This is a genomic window from Candidatus Baltobacteraceae bacterium, from assembly GCA_036488875.1.
Classification (GTDB): Bacteria; Vulcanimicrobiota; Vulcanimicrobiia; order Vulcanimicrobiales; family Vulcanimicrobiaceae; genus JAFAHZ01.
Map to the genome: position 1 here is coordinate 428,377 of DASXGW010000013.1, position 14,897 is coordinate 443,273.

Below are 14,897 nucleotides of genomic sequence, written 5' to 3' on the forward strand. Positions count from 1 at the left end.
TAAGCTGTGTCATCGTCATGGCACAGCTTGCGCTTTTTGAATCCGGTCCTCGGCTGCTCGTCAACGACGCAACGGGCCGAATCGAATATACGCCGGAGTTTATCGATGCGGCTACCGCGGCGCGCTGGTTCGCGGCGCTGCGCGACGAGGTACCGTGGCGCGGCGAACGCCGGCGGATGTACGACCGCGACGTCGACGTCCCTCGCCGGCACGCCGCCTATCGTCTCGACGACCGCGCCCTTCCACATGCGCTGCACGAAGCCGCGGAACGCGTCAGCGCCGGTGCCGGCGCACCCTTTAACGGCGCCGGGCTCAATTTGTATCGCGACGGACGCGACAGCGTCGCACCGCATAACGATCATCTCTACGAAATCGTCGAAGGGTTCCCGATCGCGCTGCTCACACTGGGGTCGACGCGGCGCATGACGATTCGGAGCAAGATGCGGCCGCGGCGGGTATTCGACGTCGATCTCGAGGCGGGCAGCTTGCTCGTAATGAGCTACGAAACGCAGCTTCACTACGATCACGGCATACCGAAAACCGCCGATCCCGCCGGCGAGCGGATCAGCGTCGCGTTTCGCGTGAAGCCGCCGGTGTGACCGAACCGTGGGCCGCCGACGTCGCAATAACCGTCGAGCTCGCTCGCACGCTCATCGACGGCCAATTTCCCGAACTTGCCGGTGCGCCGGTCGAAGCGCTGGGCGAAGGGTGGGATAACGCCGCCTTCTTAGCCGGCGGCGAGTTCGTGTTTCGATTCCCGCGCCGCGCGGTCGCCGCCCCTTTGATGGCGCGCGAGATCGCGATCTTGCCGATCCTGGCGCCGCAGCTTCCAGTTTCAATCAGCGCGCCGCGATTCGTGGGAACGCCCGTGCCGGCGTACTCGTGGCCATTTGCCGGCTATCGATCGTTTCGCGGCATCGCGCTCTCGGCCGCCGAGTTGAGTTCGCCGGCGTATCTGCGATTGGCGGCATCGCTCGGGAAGTTCTTGCGCGTCTTGCATCGTGTAGATCCCGCGCCCGCACTGGCCGCAGGATTGCCCGACGACGAGATCGGGCGACTGGATCACGCCGTGCGCATGCCCAAGCTCGACGAGCGGTTCGCCGCATTATCGGTGGCCGGGCTTGTCGCGGATCCTCAACCGTTTTTCGACTACCTGCACGAGGCAGCACCGCAGGCGCCGCGAACCGAGCAGTTGACCATCGTGCACGGCGACCTTTATGCCAAGCACGTCATCGTCGATGCCGGAGGGGACGTCGAGGGCGTCATCGACTGGGGCGACGTGCATTTCGGGGATCCTGCCATCGATCTTTCGATCGTTTTCGAAATGCTGCCGCCTGCAGCACGCGACGCGTTTACGGATGCGTACGGCACGATCGATGAGCAAACGTGGCGGTTAGCTCGCTACCGCGCCATTTACCACGCGGCGCTCGTCGCCTACTACGGGTACCGCATCGGCAGCGAGGAGACGCTGCGCGCCGGCCTGCGCGGCTTGAAGTATGCGGCGCCGTAACCTAGCCGGCGCCGCGCTCTGCGCACTGCTCGCGCTGACGGGATGCAGCCGTTCGCACGGCGAGCCGCACGTGCTGCGCATCGCCGACATCGTCGATCCGTCTTCGCTCAACCCGCTGCTGGCGCACGATCAGGACACGATCGGATACGATCTGCTCGTCACCGAAACGCTCGTCGGGCTCTCGGCCGATAACCGGCTCGTCCCAATTCTCGTGACGCGCGTGCCGACGCGCGCCAACGGCGACGTCTCGAGCGATGGAAAAACGATCGTCTACCATCTCAAGCCCCGCGTGCGTTTCGCCGACGGCACGCCGCTGAGCTCGCGCGACGTTGCGTTCACGTTCCACGCCATTCTCGATCCGCGCAACCCCGTCGAGTCGCAGGATGCCTATCGGCGCGTCGCGTCGTTGCAGACGCCCGACGCGCACACCGTCGTCATACGGCTCAAGAAGCGCTGGAACGCCGCGGTCGCGCAGCTCTTCGCGCAGGCGGACTTTGCCTTCGGCATTCTGCCGTCGCACGCGTTCGCGTCGACCGACGTGACGCACGCGCCGTGGAATCAACTCCCCTACGGCACCGGACCGTTTCGCGTGGTCCGATGGGAGCGGGCCAACCGCATCGTCCTGGAGGCCAATCCGTACTACCGGCCGGTACCCAAGCTGCGGCGCGTCGTCTTTCTGCTCATTCCGTCTCGGCAAGCGTCGCTGGTAGCGTTACGCTCGGGTGACGTCGACGTCGCTTACCTCGATCCCGCGCAGCTTCCCGAGACGCGCGGCCTCTCCGGCGTGCGCCTGATGGTCACCCCGGTCAACGGTTTGTATATGTTGACCTTGCGCGTCACCAATCCGCCGACGAGCGATGCCGCGGTGCGCCGGGCGATTGACGCGGCGATCGACCGCGATGCCATCGTTCGCGGACGGTACGGCGCGCTGACGGCCGCGGACTCGTTCTTACCGCCCGTCTTTGCCTGGCACGACCACGGGCCTACGGCGGCGCGTCCGGCAGCGGTCCAGCGCGAACTCGGCGGCGACGGCTGGCATCGCGACGGACAGTGGTGGACGAAGAACGGCAAGCGGTTGAGCGTGACCGTCGATTTCGAGCCGAGTCTCGAAACGTGGATGGAAGTCATCGAGCAAGAACAGTTGCGCGCCGCGGGGATCGACGCGTCGCTCAAACCCTTTACCGGAACCGAGTTCAACGCCCCTGAGGGCCCGTTGCGCAGCGGCCGCTTCACCCTGGCTTCGAGTCAGTGGATCGGCGCCGCCGATCCCGAGCAATCGGTCATCTTTGCGTGCAGCCAACGCGGCGCCAACGGTAATAACGATTCCGATTACTGCGACCCGCAGTTCGAAGCGCTCTTCGACGACCAAGCGACGACCCCGTCGATGCGCCGCCGCGCGGCAGATTACGTAGCGATGCAGCGGATCGTGCGGCGCGACGTTCCGATCGTACCGATCGCCTTTGAGACCCGCATCGACGGCATAGCGGATCGAGTAAGCGGCTTCCGGCGGAATATGTTGATGTATCCGGTCGATCCGCAGAGCTGGGACGCCCGATAAATCGAGGCGAGCCAAGCTTGCTTATGTGTAATGTGACTTAAGTTGGGCAAAAGCGCCTAGGGGGTTACTCTTGGCAGCTAAGACCCGAAACCGCGACCAGCAACGGCTCGCGCTTCTCGTCAGATCGGGAGAGATTTTTCATCAGTCGCTGGATGTCGCGGAAACGCTTAACAACGTCGCGCGCCTGGCCGTGGAGACGTTTGCGGAAATTTGCCTCTTCGATTTAATCGACGAGCGCTCGGAGCGCCTTTTCGTTACCGCCTCCGCCCATCGTGACCCAAGCAAAGAACAGGCCCTTGCAAGCGTCCAGTCGATTCTCTACGTCGAAGAGTTCGGCGTTCATCCGGTCGTCCAAGTCACGCGCACCGGCGAACCGTTTTTCTTGCCGCACATCAGCGAAGAAGTGCTGATGAGTCACGCGGCGTCGCGGCAGCACGAACGGTACATGCGTCAGTTCGGCTACCGCTCGAAGATCGTCGTTGCGGTGGTGTCGCAGAATCAGATCTTCGGCGCGCTGACCTTCGTGCGCACAGACGCCGACGTCGAGTTCAATCACGCCGATCTGCAGTTTGCCATCGAGGTAGGACGCCGCGCGGGCGTCGCCGTCGCCAACGCCAAACAGTACCATCGCGAGCAGCACGTCGCCGAGACGCTGCAGCGCGCGTTCCTGCCGAGGACGCTTCCGTCGCGGCGCGGATTTCAGGTGAGTGCGCACTACCGGCCCGGTTCCACGGAAGCGGACATCGGCGGCGACTGGTACGATGCGTTCGTAAACGGGAGCGGGAACGTGGTGGTGGCCATCGGCGACGTCACCGGAAAGGGCATTGAGGCGGCACGCCTGATGGTGCTGATGCGTCAGGCCGTTCGCGTGGCCTCGCTCGATTCGGACGATCCGCACTACATCGCCGGCGTTTGCAACCGGTTGCTGCTCCAGGAAGGCGGCGAACGTTTCGCGAGCGCGTTCGTCGGCGTGATCGATTCCGAAAGCGGCGTTTTGCGTTACGTTTCGGCCGGCCACGCGCCGCCGTTGATTCGGCAGCCGGACGGAACGATAACGAAGCTCGAACCGCCGTCGGCGCCGTTGGGGGCGTTCGCGGACGTCGCGTTCGACGTGCACGAAGCACGGTGTTCGCCGGGCAGCGTCCTCGCGCTCTATACGGACGGCATCGTCGAAATCAATCGCGACGTCCTTACCGGCGAGCGTCGCTTGCAAGAGCTGCTCGAAGCGAAGGCGGTCTTGTACGCGGCCAATCCAGCGGAGTTTCTCGAACGGGTTATCGGCGACGACCCGCCGCGCGACGACATCGCGATTCTGGTCGTGACGTTTACGCGGCGAACGATGCGCTGGCGCTTTGAAGCGGCCGATGCGAGAACCGCGTATTCCTTACGAAACGACTATCTCGCGAATCTTCAACGCGTTTGTGCTGCCGAGCCCGACGATCTGTCGCTGTGCGGCGTGATCTTCGCGGAACTGATCGGTAACGCCGTCCGGCACGCGTCGGGTCCGTTGAGCGTTTCGCTCGAGTTTCGCGGTGAAGAAGTGCTGCTTCACATCATCGATAAGGGTCCGGGCTTCACGTTCGAACCTTCGCTGCCGCGGGACATTTGGTCCGAATCGGGACGCGGTCTTTTTCTTGTCTCGCAGCTTGCGCGAGGCGTCGAGGTCGAGCGCCTACCCGGGGCGGGAAGCCACGTCTGCGCCGTGCTTCCGGTGCGCTGCGTAACGAACGAGACGCGCCGCGGCGCGGTTACGACGAGGGGGACGGTGCCGGAGACGGACGAATCGCATCCGCTCCAGCGCAGAGCTGCGTCCGGCCGAGCGTAAATCCGAGCAGCGGTGCGCCGCTCGCCGCGGTGGCGTTCTGCGTCACGTTTACCGGCGCCGCGGGTAGTAAGGCGACGCGATTGTACAACGCGTCGACCTGTCGCACGAGCGCCGCTTCCGAGCGATCGTTTAAATTGTCGTCGAACCACTGACACCGATCGACGCTGCCTCGAAGCGCCGCAAACTGATACACCACTTGATCCGCGGCAGACGTGGGACGGATCGCGGCGGCGCAGATCAGTCCGAGAGCGGCGGTGAGAATCGAAATGCGCTTGAGCATACGTCTCATATTACCACCCGCCGGACGCGCCGCCTCCCAAGGGCGCTATATGCCGGCTCCGGATTCGCCTGGAACCGGCTGTTCTTGCGTCGCGTCTTCGAGCGGTAAACCCGCGTCGTGCCAGCCTTCGATGCCGCCGTCGAGCGACGCCGCGCCGGCATAACCGCTGCGCTGCATCTTGTCGACGACGGCCGCGACAACGTTTTGCGAATCGCCGTACACGGCGATCGGGCCGTCGCGGGGCAACGGTAAGACCAGCGGATCGGCTTCCAAGACGTGCTTCGGATCGTAATGGATCGCGCCGCGGATCTGTTTGCGTCCGGGACGCATGCGCACGTCGACCACGGGGGTCGACGTCGTATCGATTTCGTCCGGTCTAATCGTTTTCACCCAACGCTTCTACCCGCATTGTTTCGCCCGAAGTCGAACGAGGGGGCGCTCCCACGCTGGGGTTAGAGCGGCTCGAGCGCGCGCGTGACGTCGAAGTGGTAGAGCGCGTCGAACTGATCGATCAACCGGGCCGTGAAATAATGACTGTCCGCTTCGGTCTGCGGCTGGTAAACGACGCCGATGGCGCGCTCGCGGGCCTGCTGCGGCAAACCGGCCAGCTTCGGCCGATGCGCCCGTAGCGGCACGAGGAACCGAGGTACGTTGGTCGCGTGGAAAAGATATTCGTAGCTGTCGCCGCGCGCGGGCACGATCCGCTTACGCTCGACGGGCGCGTGCCATTGCGACGCTGCGGTAACCGTTCCGGTGTACGTCGTGAGCCCGATGACGATTGCCTGGGGGCCGAATCGCCGGCGCGCGAGCGCTCCGACGTTCGTTTCGTTGTGCGTCCAAACGACGATCTTCGTCGGGCCCTGTGCGATCGCGAGATGTTCTATCAGACGCTCGAGCGTGTCGAACATGTGCGCGTCCCGCAGGTTTCGCGCGCAAGGCGACTCATCGAGCATGGCCCGATAATACTCTTGTGCGTTTCCCGCCACACGAGCGCTCTGCTGCGCGTAGAAGTATTGATCGACCGGGACGCGCTCGTCGATTGGAGCGTGATGCGAAGCCATGCGCGCAATATCCAACAGCTCGGAGACGAGCAGGTCCCGGCAATCCGTGTCTGCCACGGGCATGACGGCGTGTGAGGCGTACATGCCGTACAGATCCAGCCCGTAAAAGCCGGCCTTTGGGCGCCGTCTCGCGGGCGCTCCGTCGTTATGTTCGCGCAGCCACGCGATGAAATCGAGGACTTCCGCGTTGCGCCACATCCACGTGGGGAATCGTTTGAAGCCGTCGAACGACTCGAGCGCGTCTGCGTCGTCACTCGCGCCGCGAACGTATCGGTTCACGCGATACGCGTCGGGCCAATCGCCTTCGATGCACACCGCCGTAAAACCGCGGCGATCAATGAGCCGTCGCGTGATATCGGCGCGCGCTCGATAAAACTCGTGCGTGCCGTGGGTCGATTCGCCGATCAGCACGACGGATGCGTCGCCGATCATGCCGAACAGCGTCTCATCGTCGCTTACCCCGCCCTTGAGCGGAACGAGCGCGTGCGCAAGGTCGATCGCCAATCGCCCCTCAGCCGACGGTGCCATGGGTCTAGTTTGCCCCGCCGACGGGAATGCTGAATGAAGAAGGTGTGAAAGAATTGGGGAGCCGTCAAGAGGAGGGACGCATGCTTTCGACGGGTCGTGAGCCGGTCGAAGGGCGCCAGGTGATCACGATCGTCTTGCGCGGGGACTTGTCGGTGCAGACGCTTTCCGAGTTACGCGAAACGCTCGCGCACGCCGAAGGCTGCGACGTCGTGGTTCTGGATTTGGGCGCCGTGAACTACGTCGACTCGACGACCTTGACGGCGTTCGTGAAGCTGCGCGGGAGAATGTTGGAGGGCGGACGCGCGGGAACCGTGCGTATCGCGCGGCCCGTGACGAGCGTTCGGCGGATTTTCGAGATCTGCCACCTCGACAAGCTCTTCGAGATCTACGACTCGATTGAGGACGCCCAGCGCGCCTAACGCCGATTAGTGGTGGTCGATGCCGACCGCCGGCGCGCGTGCGAGCATCTCGTCGATCAAGGTTACGATGCCGCCGGCCGCCGCGTCGAGCAGCGCGCGCCCCTTCGCGGCCGTGGCTTTCGTCGGGTCGCCCATGACGCCCGATTGCGACAGCGAACTCCACGCCTCCATCATGACCAGCGGACCGTCGCCTGCAACGAGATCGGTCCAATAGTTCTCGGTCGGACGATGCGACAGCTCGCGGCGCGCGAGACTCATGTCGACGAGATCCGGCGCGATTGCAAGGTAAAGTGACGTCTCGAACTCGCAAGCGTGATTCATGCCGCCGACCTTGTCGGATTCGCGCAACCCTTCGGCTACGTCGCGAACGCCTGGGGCGTTCCAGTAGTTTACGGCCGCGGCGAGCACGCCGCTATGCACGACCGCCAAACGCGCGATGATGTCGACGAACGGGGTGTTGCTGCCGTGTCCGTTGACGACGAGCAGTTTCTTGAAACCGTGATGGGCCAAGCTCTTGCAGACGTCGAGTCCGTAGTCGAGCAGGGTGTGCGGTCCGATCGTGATGGCGCCCGGAAAATCCATGTGGTGCGGACTGTATCCGTGATTGATCGACGGAACGAGGATCGCACGATCGGCAGCTCGAGCGACCGCGGCCTCGCACACCGCGTTGCACAAACGCAAGTCGGTGTCGATCGGGAGATGCGGCCCGTGATCCTCGATCGTCGCGATCGGGATCACCGCGACGCGATTCTGCGCGGCCGCCGCTTTGACTTCGGGCCACGTCAGCTCGCCATACCGGTACTTCGCGGTCATTCGGGAACGATACCGCCGTCGTTGTCGATGATTTGTTTGGCCGTTGCGCCGGCGGCGCAGTGCGGATTTTGATACCGGGCGGCAACGGGAGTAAAGGCGTGCGCCTTCTGCGTGAAGTCGAAGCCGTCCACGATCGAGGTCGCGCTCGCGTCGCTCGTGCCAAGCGAATCGGTGTCGAACGTCTGCTCGACGAACTTGAGCACGCTGCCGAAATCGTACTGCGTGTGCGAAACGAAACCGCTCTTTGCGTAGGGCGAGACGATAATGAGCGGAACGCGCATGCCTAGGCTCGTGTAGCTGGTCTGCGGCGGGGCGACGTTGTCGTAAAAGCCTCCCCAATCGTCCCACAGGATGAGGATCGCGGTGTCGTTCCAATACTTGCTCTTGCCCACCGCGTTGACGACCTGCGCGATCCACGACGGGCCCTTGTCGTCGCCGGATGCCGGATGGTCCGAACAGAGCAAACCGGGGATGACCCACGACATCTGCGGCAGCGTTCCCTTCGCGATGTCGCCCAGAACGTTTCCGGCGGGCTCGCTGATGTGTGTCTTCCAATCGGCGCCGGTTCCGGTGCAGCGATCGGGAGCATTAAAGTGGGCACAGCGCACCTTGGCGATCGGGTCGAAGCCGTTCCAAACCGAACCCGAGAAATCGGTATCCGGACCCGACGACGTGAACGGATCGCCGTAGACGTAGTACTTCCACGACACCTTGGCCGCATCGAGGACGTCGGCCATGCTTTTGTACGCGAAGCACGGAAACGGACCGCCGTTGGTAATCACTTTCCCGCTCGTCGTGATGATCGAGGTTGCGGTGCCGGGCGAAGCGTCGCAACCCCATGGAAATGCGCTGGGCGTGTCGACGACGGACTCGTGCGAGTTGAGCTGCGTCGTTCCGGCAACGATTTGCTGGTGTGCGACGAAACTGTCGGTCGTCGCCGTCGAGAACATGTGATCGGCTAACGCGTACGACGACGCTAGATCCCAGTAGGGCTTGACCTCGGAACGCTCCACGTACGCGTACGGGTAGAGCTTGGCGTTGCCTTGTCCGCCGCCGGTACCGAGCGTGACGAGATCGAAGCCGTCCATCTTGCCGCCGTGGTATTCCAGCTCGTACGCCGCGTGATCGTGTTGCAGGTCCGTTCCCGCCGCCGGCTTTCCGGTCGACTCCAATGTTATCTGTTGAAGGTGCACGTTCGTGCCGGCTTTACACCACGTTGCGGCGGTCCCGTCGGGGAAGTGCGTCGCGCACGGGCCCGACATTGCCGTCAACGCCCCCGGAAACCCGGCAAAGAGCACGTTGAAGCTTCGGTTTTCTTGGAAGAGCACGATGACGTGCCCAATCTTTGCCTTTGGAGTCACCGGCGTGACGGGTGAGTTCGAGCTCGAGCAGGCCGCGAGCATCGTCGCAGCTGTCGCAACGATCGTCGTCGCAATCGCCTGGGCGCGGGAACGTTTCAAGGAGACCTCCGCTGGATTCGTGCTGGAGGGGCGTGGTTCGCTCCACCGGGCGAGGCTTCTTTTCGGCCGGTCAGCCGGGCAAGCAGGGTGTGGACGCCGGTGGACGATAAGTGGACGGCTTCGGCGCCATAGTATGGCAGGCGTTGCCGAACAACGCACATCGCTACTGATATAGGGAGAAGTACATGCGTTTGCTCACCACGTCGCTGATGGCCATTCTGGCCGCGGTGGCTATCACCGCCTGTTCGGGCGGATCGTCGTCGTCGAGCTCAACGGACCAATCCTCCGCGACGTCCTCGGCGGCGTCGGATACCTCGTCAGCGGATAACTCCGCGACTTCGAGTGCATCGGATACGAGCGGAGCTTCCTCGTCGGCATCTGAGTCGCAGGGCGCGGCCGCTACGTCGGACATCCCCAGCTATCCGGGCGCGGCCACCGAAGCGGCGGGCAGCTCGTCGAGCATGGGTATGACGAAAGCCGCGTCGGGCAAAGTGATGACGAGCGCCGACTCCTTCGACAAAGTCTATGCGTGGTATCAAAAGAACATGCCGGCCGGCTCGGAGAAGGCGCACACCACGACGCCGGTTCAGAGCGCGGTCTTCATGCTCGGTGAAGCCGGTAAAGATCAGAAGTCCGTCACGATTTCGGTCTCCGGCGGCAAGACGATGATCACGATCGCTTCGGTCAAGATGTAGGTTCCTCGCGCCGCATCACGCGGCTCGCGAAACTCGTGATGGGGCGGCCTGCGCGGAGGCCGCCCTTAAGCATTATTCTAGATGAACCACCACGACTGCGACGTCGTCGCTGGGCCGCGCCTTTCCGATGACCGCTCGCGTAATCTCCGCGGCCGCATCGTTCGACGTTGCCGTCGCCGTCATCCGCGCGAGCGCGTCGCGCGCAGTTTCCTCGGCGCGATCCGAATGGCGATCGAACTCGACCAGGCCGTCGGTGTAAAAAAGAATCCACGTCTTGGGGGCGAGTTCGACCTCGTGCGTTTGCGAACGTACGTCATAATCGATTCCCAACGGGATTCCGCCATGCGCTAACGAGTACGGCGGCTGCGACGCCGAGGCGAGTATCGGCGGTGGATGTCCTGCGGTCGCAAACGCATGCATCGCAGCGAGGCGTCGAATATGGCGACGAGCGCGGTAGCTACCGTCTCGGTTTGCAGCGGCAACGTCCGGTTCACGCGTTCGAGGACGCGCGCCGGATCGTCGGTGTCGAACGCGGTTGCAAAGATGGCCTGGCGCAGCTTGCCGGCCGCTACCGCCGCGCCCAAGCCGTGGCCGGCGACGTCGCCGATCGAGACGACGATGCTCCCGTCGGGTCGCTCGAAAGCATCGTACCAATCTCCGCCGACAAGCGCTTCACTTCCGGCGGCGAGGTACGATCCGCTAATGCGAACGCCGTCGCGTTGCGGTAACTGACTCGGAAGAAAGCCGGATTGCAGGGTCTCGACGGCGCTGACGAGACGCGCGTTCGCGGCGCGACGCTCGCTCATCGCCGCCGACAGCAGCAGGCCGGTCACGCAAAGAATCGCGACGAACGACATGACCGACAGGAGACGTTGATCTTCCGTTCCGTCTCCAAACGAGCCGAGCTGGTGCGCCGTGCCCCACACGCAGATCGCCGTAATCGCTAAGATCGCGGCCGCCGTTTCGCGCTGGCCGAACCTCAGCGCAACCCACACCACCAGCGGATACACCGACAGCCGCACCGGCAAATCGCTGACGAACGTCAGCCACGTTACGGCAAAAACGGCCACGAAGAGCGCGGCCAGTTCTAACCGTTTTGCTCTTTCGATTCCCATGGAACTTTTGCCGGCAAACGTGAGCAGAACCGGCGCGAAGACGAGCACTCCCATCGCATCGCCGGCCCACCAAACGGGCCAGATGGAGGCGTATGCGTGCCACGAAACGATGCCTGCGATTGCCAGCAGCGCGACGCCGCACGTCGCCGACACGGTCATACTGAGCCCGGCAATGACGACGATCGCGACGACGTCACGTGCACGCTCGAGCGTGCGCGCGAAATCCACGCGACGCAGTAACATGGTAGCGACGACCGGTGCGGCCGTATTACTCGTTGCGATTGCCGCCGCTGTCCACCACGGTTCGCCGGTAATCGCGTTGCTGATCAGTGCGCCCGCGAATACGCCCGGCCACAGCCGCAATCCCCATAAGACGAGCGCGGCAACGGCGATGCCGGTCGGCGGCCAAACGGCCGTGACTTGCTTGGTCGTAAAGGCGACGCTGAAGCCAAGCTCGGCGCATCCCACGTAGGCCGCCGCAACGAGCGCGCAGGCGAGAAATCTATTGATCTTTTTGCCCCGGTAAATCGACGCTGAGGAGCATGACGTCGTAGCCGTGCCACGGCCCCATCGCTTCCATCGTCATTTGCGCTTCGATCAATCGAATGACCGTGATCGTTCCGACGGGTTTGACGCCAAGCGCGGCCGCTTTGCGAAACGCCATCGCGTCGTCGCTGCGCCGCAGATCGCCGGTAAAGATCACCTTCGCGTCGGTGCGTAGTCCGTGTTCGATGACGCCGGCGGCGGTGCCGGGCTCGGGCCCGAAGACCTTGATGCCGCCGCGCGTCAATCGCGCCGCCGCGTTGGCGAGTACCCACTCGCCTTCGCCGGCTCGCTTGGCGTGGATCACCGTCACGCAGCGCGCGAGGGCCGGATCGCGCAGCCGAGCCACCAGTTCCGAAAGGTTCGGCACCGAGAGCGTCGTGGTCGGAAAGGGGTCCGGTACGCGGTCCACCGCCAGCCTGCTTCGATTCTCACAGGACGCGCCCATGCTATCGGGTACATTGCCCCAATGATCGCAGCCGTGACGGTTCCCCCGATCGTCGCGTCGATCGGCCGGCGTTACCTGCAAACTGCGCGCGGAGTCGTTGCATTTCGCCTGCATCGCGTGTTCGACGTGCACGCCGGCCCGTCGAGCCGTCACGACGATCTCGTGCTCGAAGGCGTCTATAGCGGCGGAACGCTCGTGAGCGTGCACATTCTTTCCGATACGATCGGCGGTAAGGCGCAAACGCCGCAACAGATCGCCGCTGCCGAGCAGCAGTGGATCCATCCCAAACCCGGCGACGCCTTCCATCCGCCTTACGATCCGCGGCATTTCGGCGAATACCGTTACGGTCCGATTGCGCCCGATCGCGTTTCGTTCGTGTCTGCGGTAAGCGATGCGGGTCACGGAACCGGAACCTTTGCCTACGATTCGTCCGAAAACGTCACGTCGTACAGGTATTCGCCGGCGGTATTGCCGCAGTACGCGACGTCGGGCACGGTCGTAGGCGCGCGGCGAAAGGTCCTTGCCGGATACTGGGCGGTTACGCAGGAGGCGCAGCAGTTCGCGGGCCGCTACGCGCTCTGGAAAGGCGGCGCGACGGTGCAGCTGACAATGAGCGAGTTCCGGCGCTTCCCCAGCGTCTCGGCAGCGGTCGCGGCGATTCACGGCGAACGCTAGGGCGGTGACGATCGAAGAAATACGCGAGCGCGTCGAACGTTTGGCGCGCGGGGAGGGTGACGTTCGCGGTCGCGACGGCCGTGCCGTGGACGACGTCATCGAGATGCTCGACGAAGGCACGCTTCGCGTGGCCGAACCGCAGGGCGGAAACTGGGTCACCAACGCATGGGTGAAGCAGGCCATCCTCCTCTACTTCGCGCGGCGCGATGCCGACTGGATCGGCGGCGGTGACGGCCCCATCTATTACGACAAGCTTCCGCTCAAGAAAAACTATAAGAAACTGGGAGTGCGCTGCGTTCCTCCCGGAGTTGCCCGCTACGGTTCGTTCCTGGGACGCGGCGTCATTTTGATGCCGGGTTACGTCAACATCGGCGCCTACGTCGACGATGGAACGATGATCGATACGTGGGCGACCGTCGGCTCGTGCGCACAGATCGGCAAGAACGTTCATCTGAGCGGCGGCGTTGGAATCGGCGGCGTGCTCGAGCCGCCGCAAGCGGCTCCGGTGATCGTTGAGGACGGAGCGTTCGTGGGTTCGCGGTGCATCGTGGTCGAGGGCGTGCGCGTCGAGCGCGAAGCAGTACTGGGTGCCGGCGTGGTGCTGACGGCCAGTACGCCGATCGTCGACGTGCGCGGCAGCGAATCGGCGACCGCAAAGGGACGCGTACCCGCGCGCGCCGTCGTGATCCCGGGGACCCTGCCGAAGCGGTTTCCGGCCGGTGAGTACGGAGCGCCCTGTGCCCTGATCGTCGGCACGCGCAACGAGTCGACCGATCAAAAGACGTCGCTCAACGCCGCGCTGCGCGAGTTCGAGGTGGCGGTGTGAATCCGCGCGTCCTCGAGATACAGGGTTCGCTCATTCGCAAAGTCGCGGCGAAGAAGAAGCCGTCGTCGATCGACCTGGGTTTAGGCGAACCGTCGCTCGCGCCGAATCCGGAGCATTTAGCGTACGCGATGCGGCATGTCGCCGAACACGGCATTCGCTACACACATAACGCGGGCGATTCGGCGCTGCGCGAGGCGATCGCGCGGTACTACCGCTATCCCGAGATGCAAAAACTCGGCAACGTTTGCGTGACGACCGGCTCGCAAGAAGCGATGTACGTCACGCTCAAAACGCTGCTCGACCCCGCGCAGGACGAGCTCCTCGTCGTCGAGCCGGCGTTTCCGTCGTATGTGAAAATGGCCGCCCTCGAAGGCGTAGCGTGCCGGACGGTAGCGATGCGCGAAGACGACGACTTTGCCTTCGATGCGGACCGCATTCTTGCGGCCGTAACGCCGGCGACGCGCGCGATCGTCATTTGTTCGCCATGCAATCCGACGGCCCGCGTTCTCTCGCGCGAGCAAGCCGAGCTGCTGGTCCGCGGCCTTGCGCATCATCCGAAGAAGCACGTTTGGCTCATCCACGACGAAATCTATCGCGAGCAGACCTTCGTCGAAGACGCGGCATACTTGGCCGACATGTATCCGTATACGATCGTGACCAATTCGGTTAGTAAGAGCAACGCGCTCACGGGTCTCCGGCTCGGGTGGATTCTGGCTCCGGAGACGTTCGTCGAGCACGCGATCAAAACGCACGCTTGGTGCACGTCGTGCGCGGATTCGTTCGCGCAGGCCGTCGCGCTGCACATCTTTACCGAGCTCGAAGGCGTGCGCGAACACGCGCCATGGTACCGCGAACAGCGCAAAGCCGTCGTGCACGCGCTGGATTCAGACAAACTCAAGTACGTTTCCCCCGAAGGCTCGTTTTACGCGTGTGTCCGCCTACCCGACGGAGCGTCGTCGCTCGACGCTGCCAACGACCTCATCGATCGCTACGACGTTTTGGCCATACCGGGCGTTGCGTTCGGTCCCTCGCTGGAAGGATGGCTGCGCTTGAGCTGGGTTGCGCCCGCCGAGCGTGTCGCCGAGGGCATTTCGCGCATCGCCGCCTATTGCGCAACCGCGTCGCGTTCGCGGGTGTAACT

Annotated in this window: 18 protein-coding genes; 9 read left to right on the forward strand and 9 right to left on the reverse strand. The window is 63.9% G+C overall.

All coding sequences use genetic code 11. The annotated features are described in order from the left end of the window. Positions 1 to 17 precede the first annotated feature (17 nt). The 4 genes from VGG89_16570 (at position 18) to VGG89_16585 (ending at position 4,893) form a co-directional block, all read left to right on the forward strand. Positions 18 to 599: an alpha-ketoglutarate-dependent dioxygenase AlkB gene (locus VGG89_16570; protein HEY1978168.1), complete on the forward strand. Its 582-nt coding sequence runs from the start codon at positions 18 to 20 to the stop codon at positions 597 to 599. Continuing rightward, positions 596 to 1,510 (forward strand): phosphotransferase, encoded by a 915-nt coding sequence (locus VGG89_16575; protein HEY1978169.1) that lies wholly within the window; start codon positions 596 to 598, stop codon positions 1,508 to 1,510. The genes VGG89_16570 and VGG89_16575 overlap by 4 nt, the downstream gene beginning before the upstream one ends. Further along, positions 1,497 to 3,068: a peptide ABC transporter substrate-binding protein gene (locus VGG89_16580; protein ID HEY1978170.1), complete on the forward strand. Its 1,572-nt coding sequence runs from the start codon at positions 1,497 to 1,499 to the stop codon at positions 3,066 to 3,068. Before VGG89_16575 ends, VGG89_16580 begins: the two co-directional genes overlap by 14 nt. Positions 3,069 to 3,138: 70 nt before the next feature. Then, a complete protein-coding gene (locus tag VGG89_16585) occupies positions 3,139 to 4,893 on the forward strand; it encodes a SpoIIE family protein phosphatase (protein HEY1978171.1) in 1,755 nt (584 codons plus the stop codon). Here VGG89_16585 and VGG89_16590 read toward each other — a convergent pair. The 3 genes from VGG89_16590 to VGG89_16600 form a co-directional block, all read right to left on the reverse strand. Then, a complete protein-coding gene (locus VGG89_16590; GenBank protein HEY1978172.1) occupies positions 4,817 to 5,173 on the reverse strand; it encodes a hypothetical protein in 357 nt (118 codons plus the stop codon). The genes VGG89_16585 and VGG89_16590 overlap by 77 nt on opposite strands. Before the next feature lie 45 nt (positions 5,174 to 5,218). Further along, positions 5,219 to 5,563, reverse strand: a complete 345-nt coding sequence (locus tag VGG89_16595; protein ID HEY1978173.1) for a rhodanese-like domain-containing protein — start codon at positions 5,561 to 5,563, stop codon at positions 5,219 to 5,221. A 62-nt stretch (positions 5,564 to 5,625) separates the two neighbouring features. Beyond that, on the reverse strand, positions 5,626 to 6,762 hold the full coding sequence (locus VGG89_16600) for an erythromycin esterase family protein (protein HEY1978174.1): 1,137 nt from the start codon (positions 6,760 to 6,762) through the stop codon (positions 5,626 to 5,628). An 80-nt stretch (positions 6,763 to 6,842) separates the two neighbouring features. Between VGG89_16600 and VGG89_16605 the strand changes: the two genes are divergently transcribed. Beyond that, complete coding sequence (locus tag VGG89_16605) at positions 6,843 to 7,181, forward strand: STAS domain-containing protein (GenBank protein ID HEY1978175.1); 339 nt, start codon at positions 6,843 to 6,845, stop codon at positions 7,179 to 7,181. Positions 7,182 to 7,187: 6 nt separating this feature from the next. Here VGG89_16605 and VGG89_16610 read toward each other — a convergent pair whose 3' ends face one another. The 3 genes from VGG89_16610 to VGG89_16620 all read right to left on the reverse strand — a co-directional run bounded on the left by VGG89_16610 (position 7,188) and on the right by VGG89_16620 (position 9,866). Continuing rightward, on the reverse strand, positions 7,188 to 7,994 hold the full coding sequence (locus tag VGG89_16610; GenBank protein ID HEY1978176.1) for a creatininase family protein: 807 nt from the start codon (positions 7,992 to 7,994) through the stop codon (positions 7,188 to 7,190). Beyond that, positions 7,991 to 9,454 carry an alkaline phosphatase family protein gene (locus VGG89_16615; protein ID HEY1978177.1) on the reverse strand — a complete coding sequence of 488 codons (1,464 nt, stop codon included), beginning with the start codon at positions 9,452 to 9,454 and terminating at the stop codon, positions 7,991 to 7,993. The genes VGG89_16610 and VGG89_16615 overlap by 4 nt, the downstream gene beginning before the upstream one ends. A gap of 163 nt (positions 9,455 to 9,617) precedes the next feature. Further along, positions 9,618 to 9,866, reverse strand: a complete 249-nt coding sequence (locus VGG89_16620) for a hypothetical protein (GenBank protein HEY1978178.1) — start codon at positions 9,864 to 9,866, stop codon at positions 9,618 to 9,620. Positions 9,867 to 9,921: 55 nt separating this feature from the next. Between VGG89_16620 and VGG89_16625 the strand changes: the two genes are divergently transcribed. Beyond that, positions 9,922 to 10,149, forward strand: coding sequence for a hypothetical protein (locus VGG89_16625; GenBank protein HEY1978179.1), 228 nt, complete (start codon positions 9,922 to 9,924; stop codon positions 10,147 to 10,149). Between the two features lie 72 nt (positions 10,150 to 10,221). On the opposite strand, the gene VGG89_16630 is transcribed toward VGG89_16625, so the two are convergent. From VGG89_16630 to VGG89_16640, 3 genes are read right to left on the reverse strand one after another with little or no spacing between them, the layout of a single operon-like run. Then, entirely contained in the window at positions 10,222 to 10,569 is a 348-nt protein-coding gene (locus VGG89_16630; GenBank protein HEY1978180.1) for a SpoIIE family protein phosphatase, read from the reverse strand. Further along, a complete protein-coding gene (locus tag VGG89_16635; GenBank protein ID HEY1978181.1) occupies positions 10,497 to 11,792 on the reverse strand; it encodes an MASE1 domain-containing protein in 1,296 nt (431 codons plus the stop codon). The genes VGG89_16630 and VGG89_16635 overlap by 73 nt, the downstream gene beginning before the upstream one ends. Further along, positions 11,767 to 12,219, reverse strand: coding sequence for a hypothetical protein (locus VGG89_16640; GenBank protein ID HEY1978182.1), 453 nt, complete (start codon positions 12,217 to 12,219; stop codon positions 11,767 to 11,769). The genes VGG89_16635 and VGG89_16640 overlap by 26 nt, the downstream gene beginning before the upstream one ends. Before the next feature lie 57 nt (positions 12,220 to 12,276). On the opposite strand from VGG89_16640, the gene VGG89_16645 reads away from it, so the two are divergent. From VGG89_16645 to VGG89_16655, 3 genes are read left to right on the forward strand one after another with little or no spacing between them, the layout of a single operon-like run. Continuing rightward, the gene (locus tag VGG89_16645) at positions 12,277 to 12,930 is read left to right on the forward strand and encodes a hypothetical protein (protein HEY1978183.1); all 654 of its coding nucleotides are present in this window, start codon (positions 12,277 to 12,279) and stop codon (positions 12,928 to 12,930) included. A gap of 4 nt (positions 12,931 to 12,934) precedes the next feature. Then, positions 12,935 to 13,756, forward strand: a complete 822-nt coding sequence (locus tag VGG89_16650; GenBank protein HEY1978184.1) for a 2,3,4,5-tetrahydropyridine-2,6-dicarboxylate N-succinyltransferase — start codon at positions 12,935 to 12,937, stop codon at positions 13,754 to 13,756. Then, the gene (locus VGG89_16655) at positions 13,753 to 14,895 is read left to right on the forward strand and encodes a pyridoxal phosphate-dependent aminotransferase (protein HEY1978185.1); all 1,143 of its coding nucleotides are present in this window, start codon (positions 13,753 to 13,755) and stop codon (positions 14,893 to 14,895) included. Before VGG89_16650 ends, VGG89_16655 begins: the two co-directional genes overlap by 4 nt. The last annotated feature ends 2 nt before the right edge of the window (positions 14,896 to 14,897 follow it).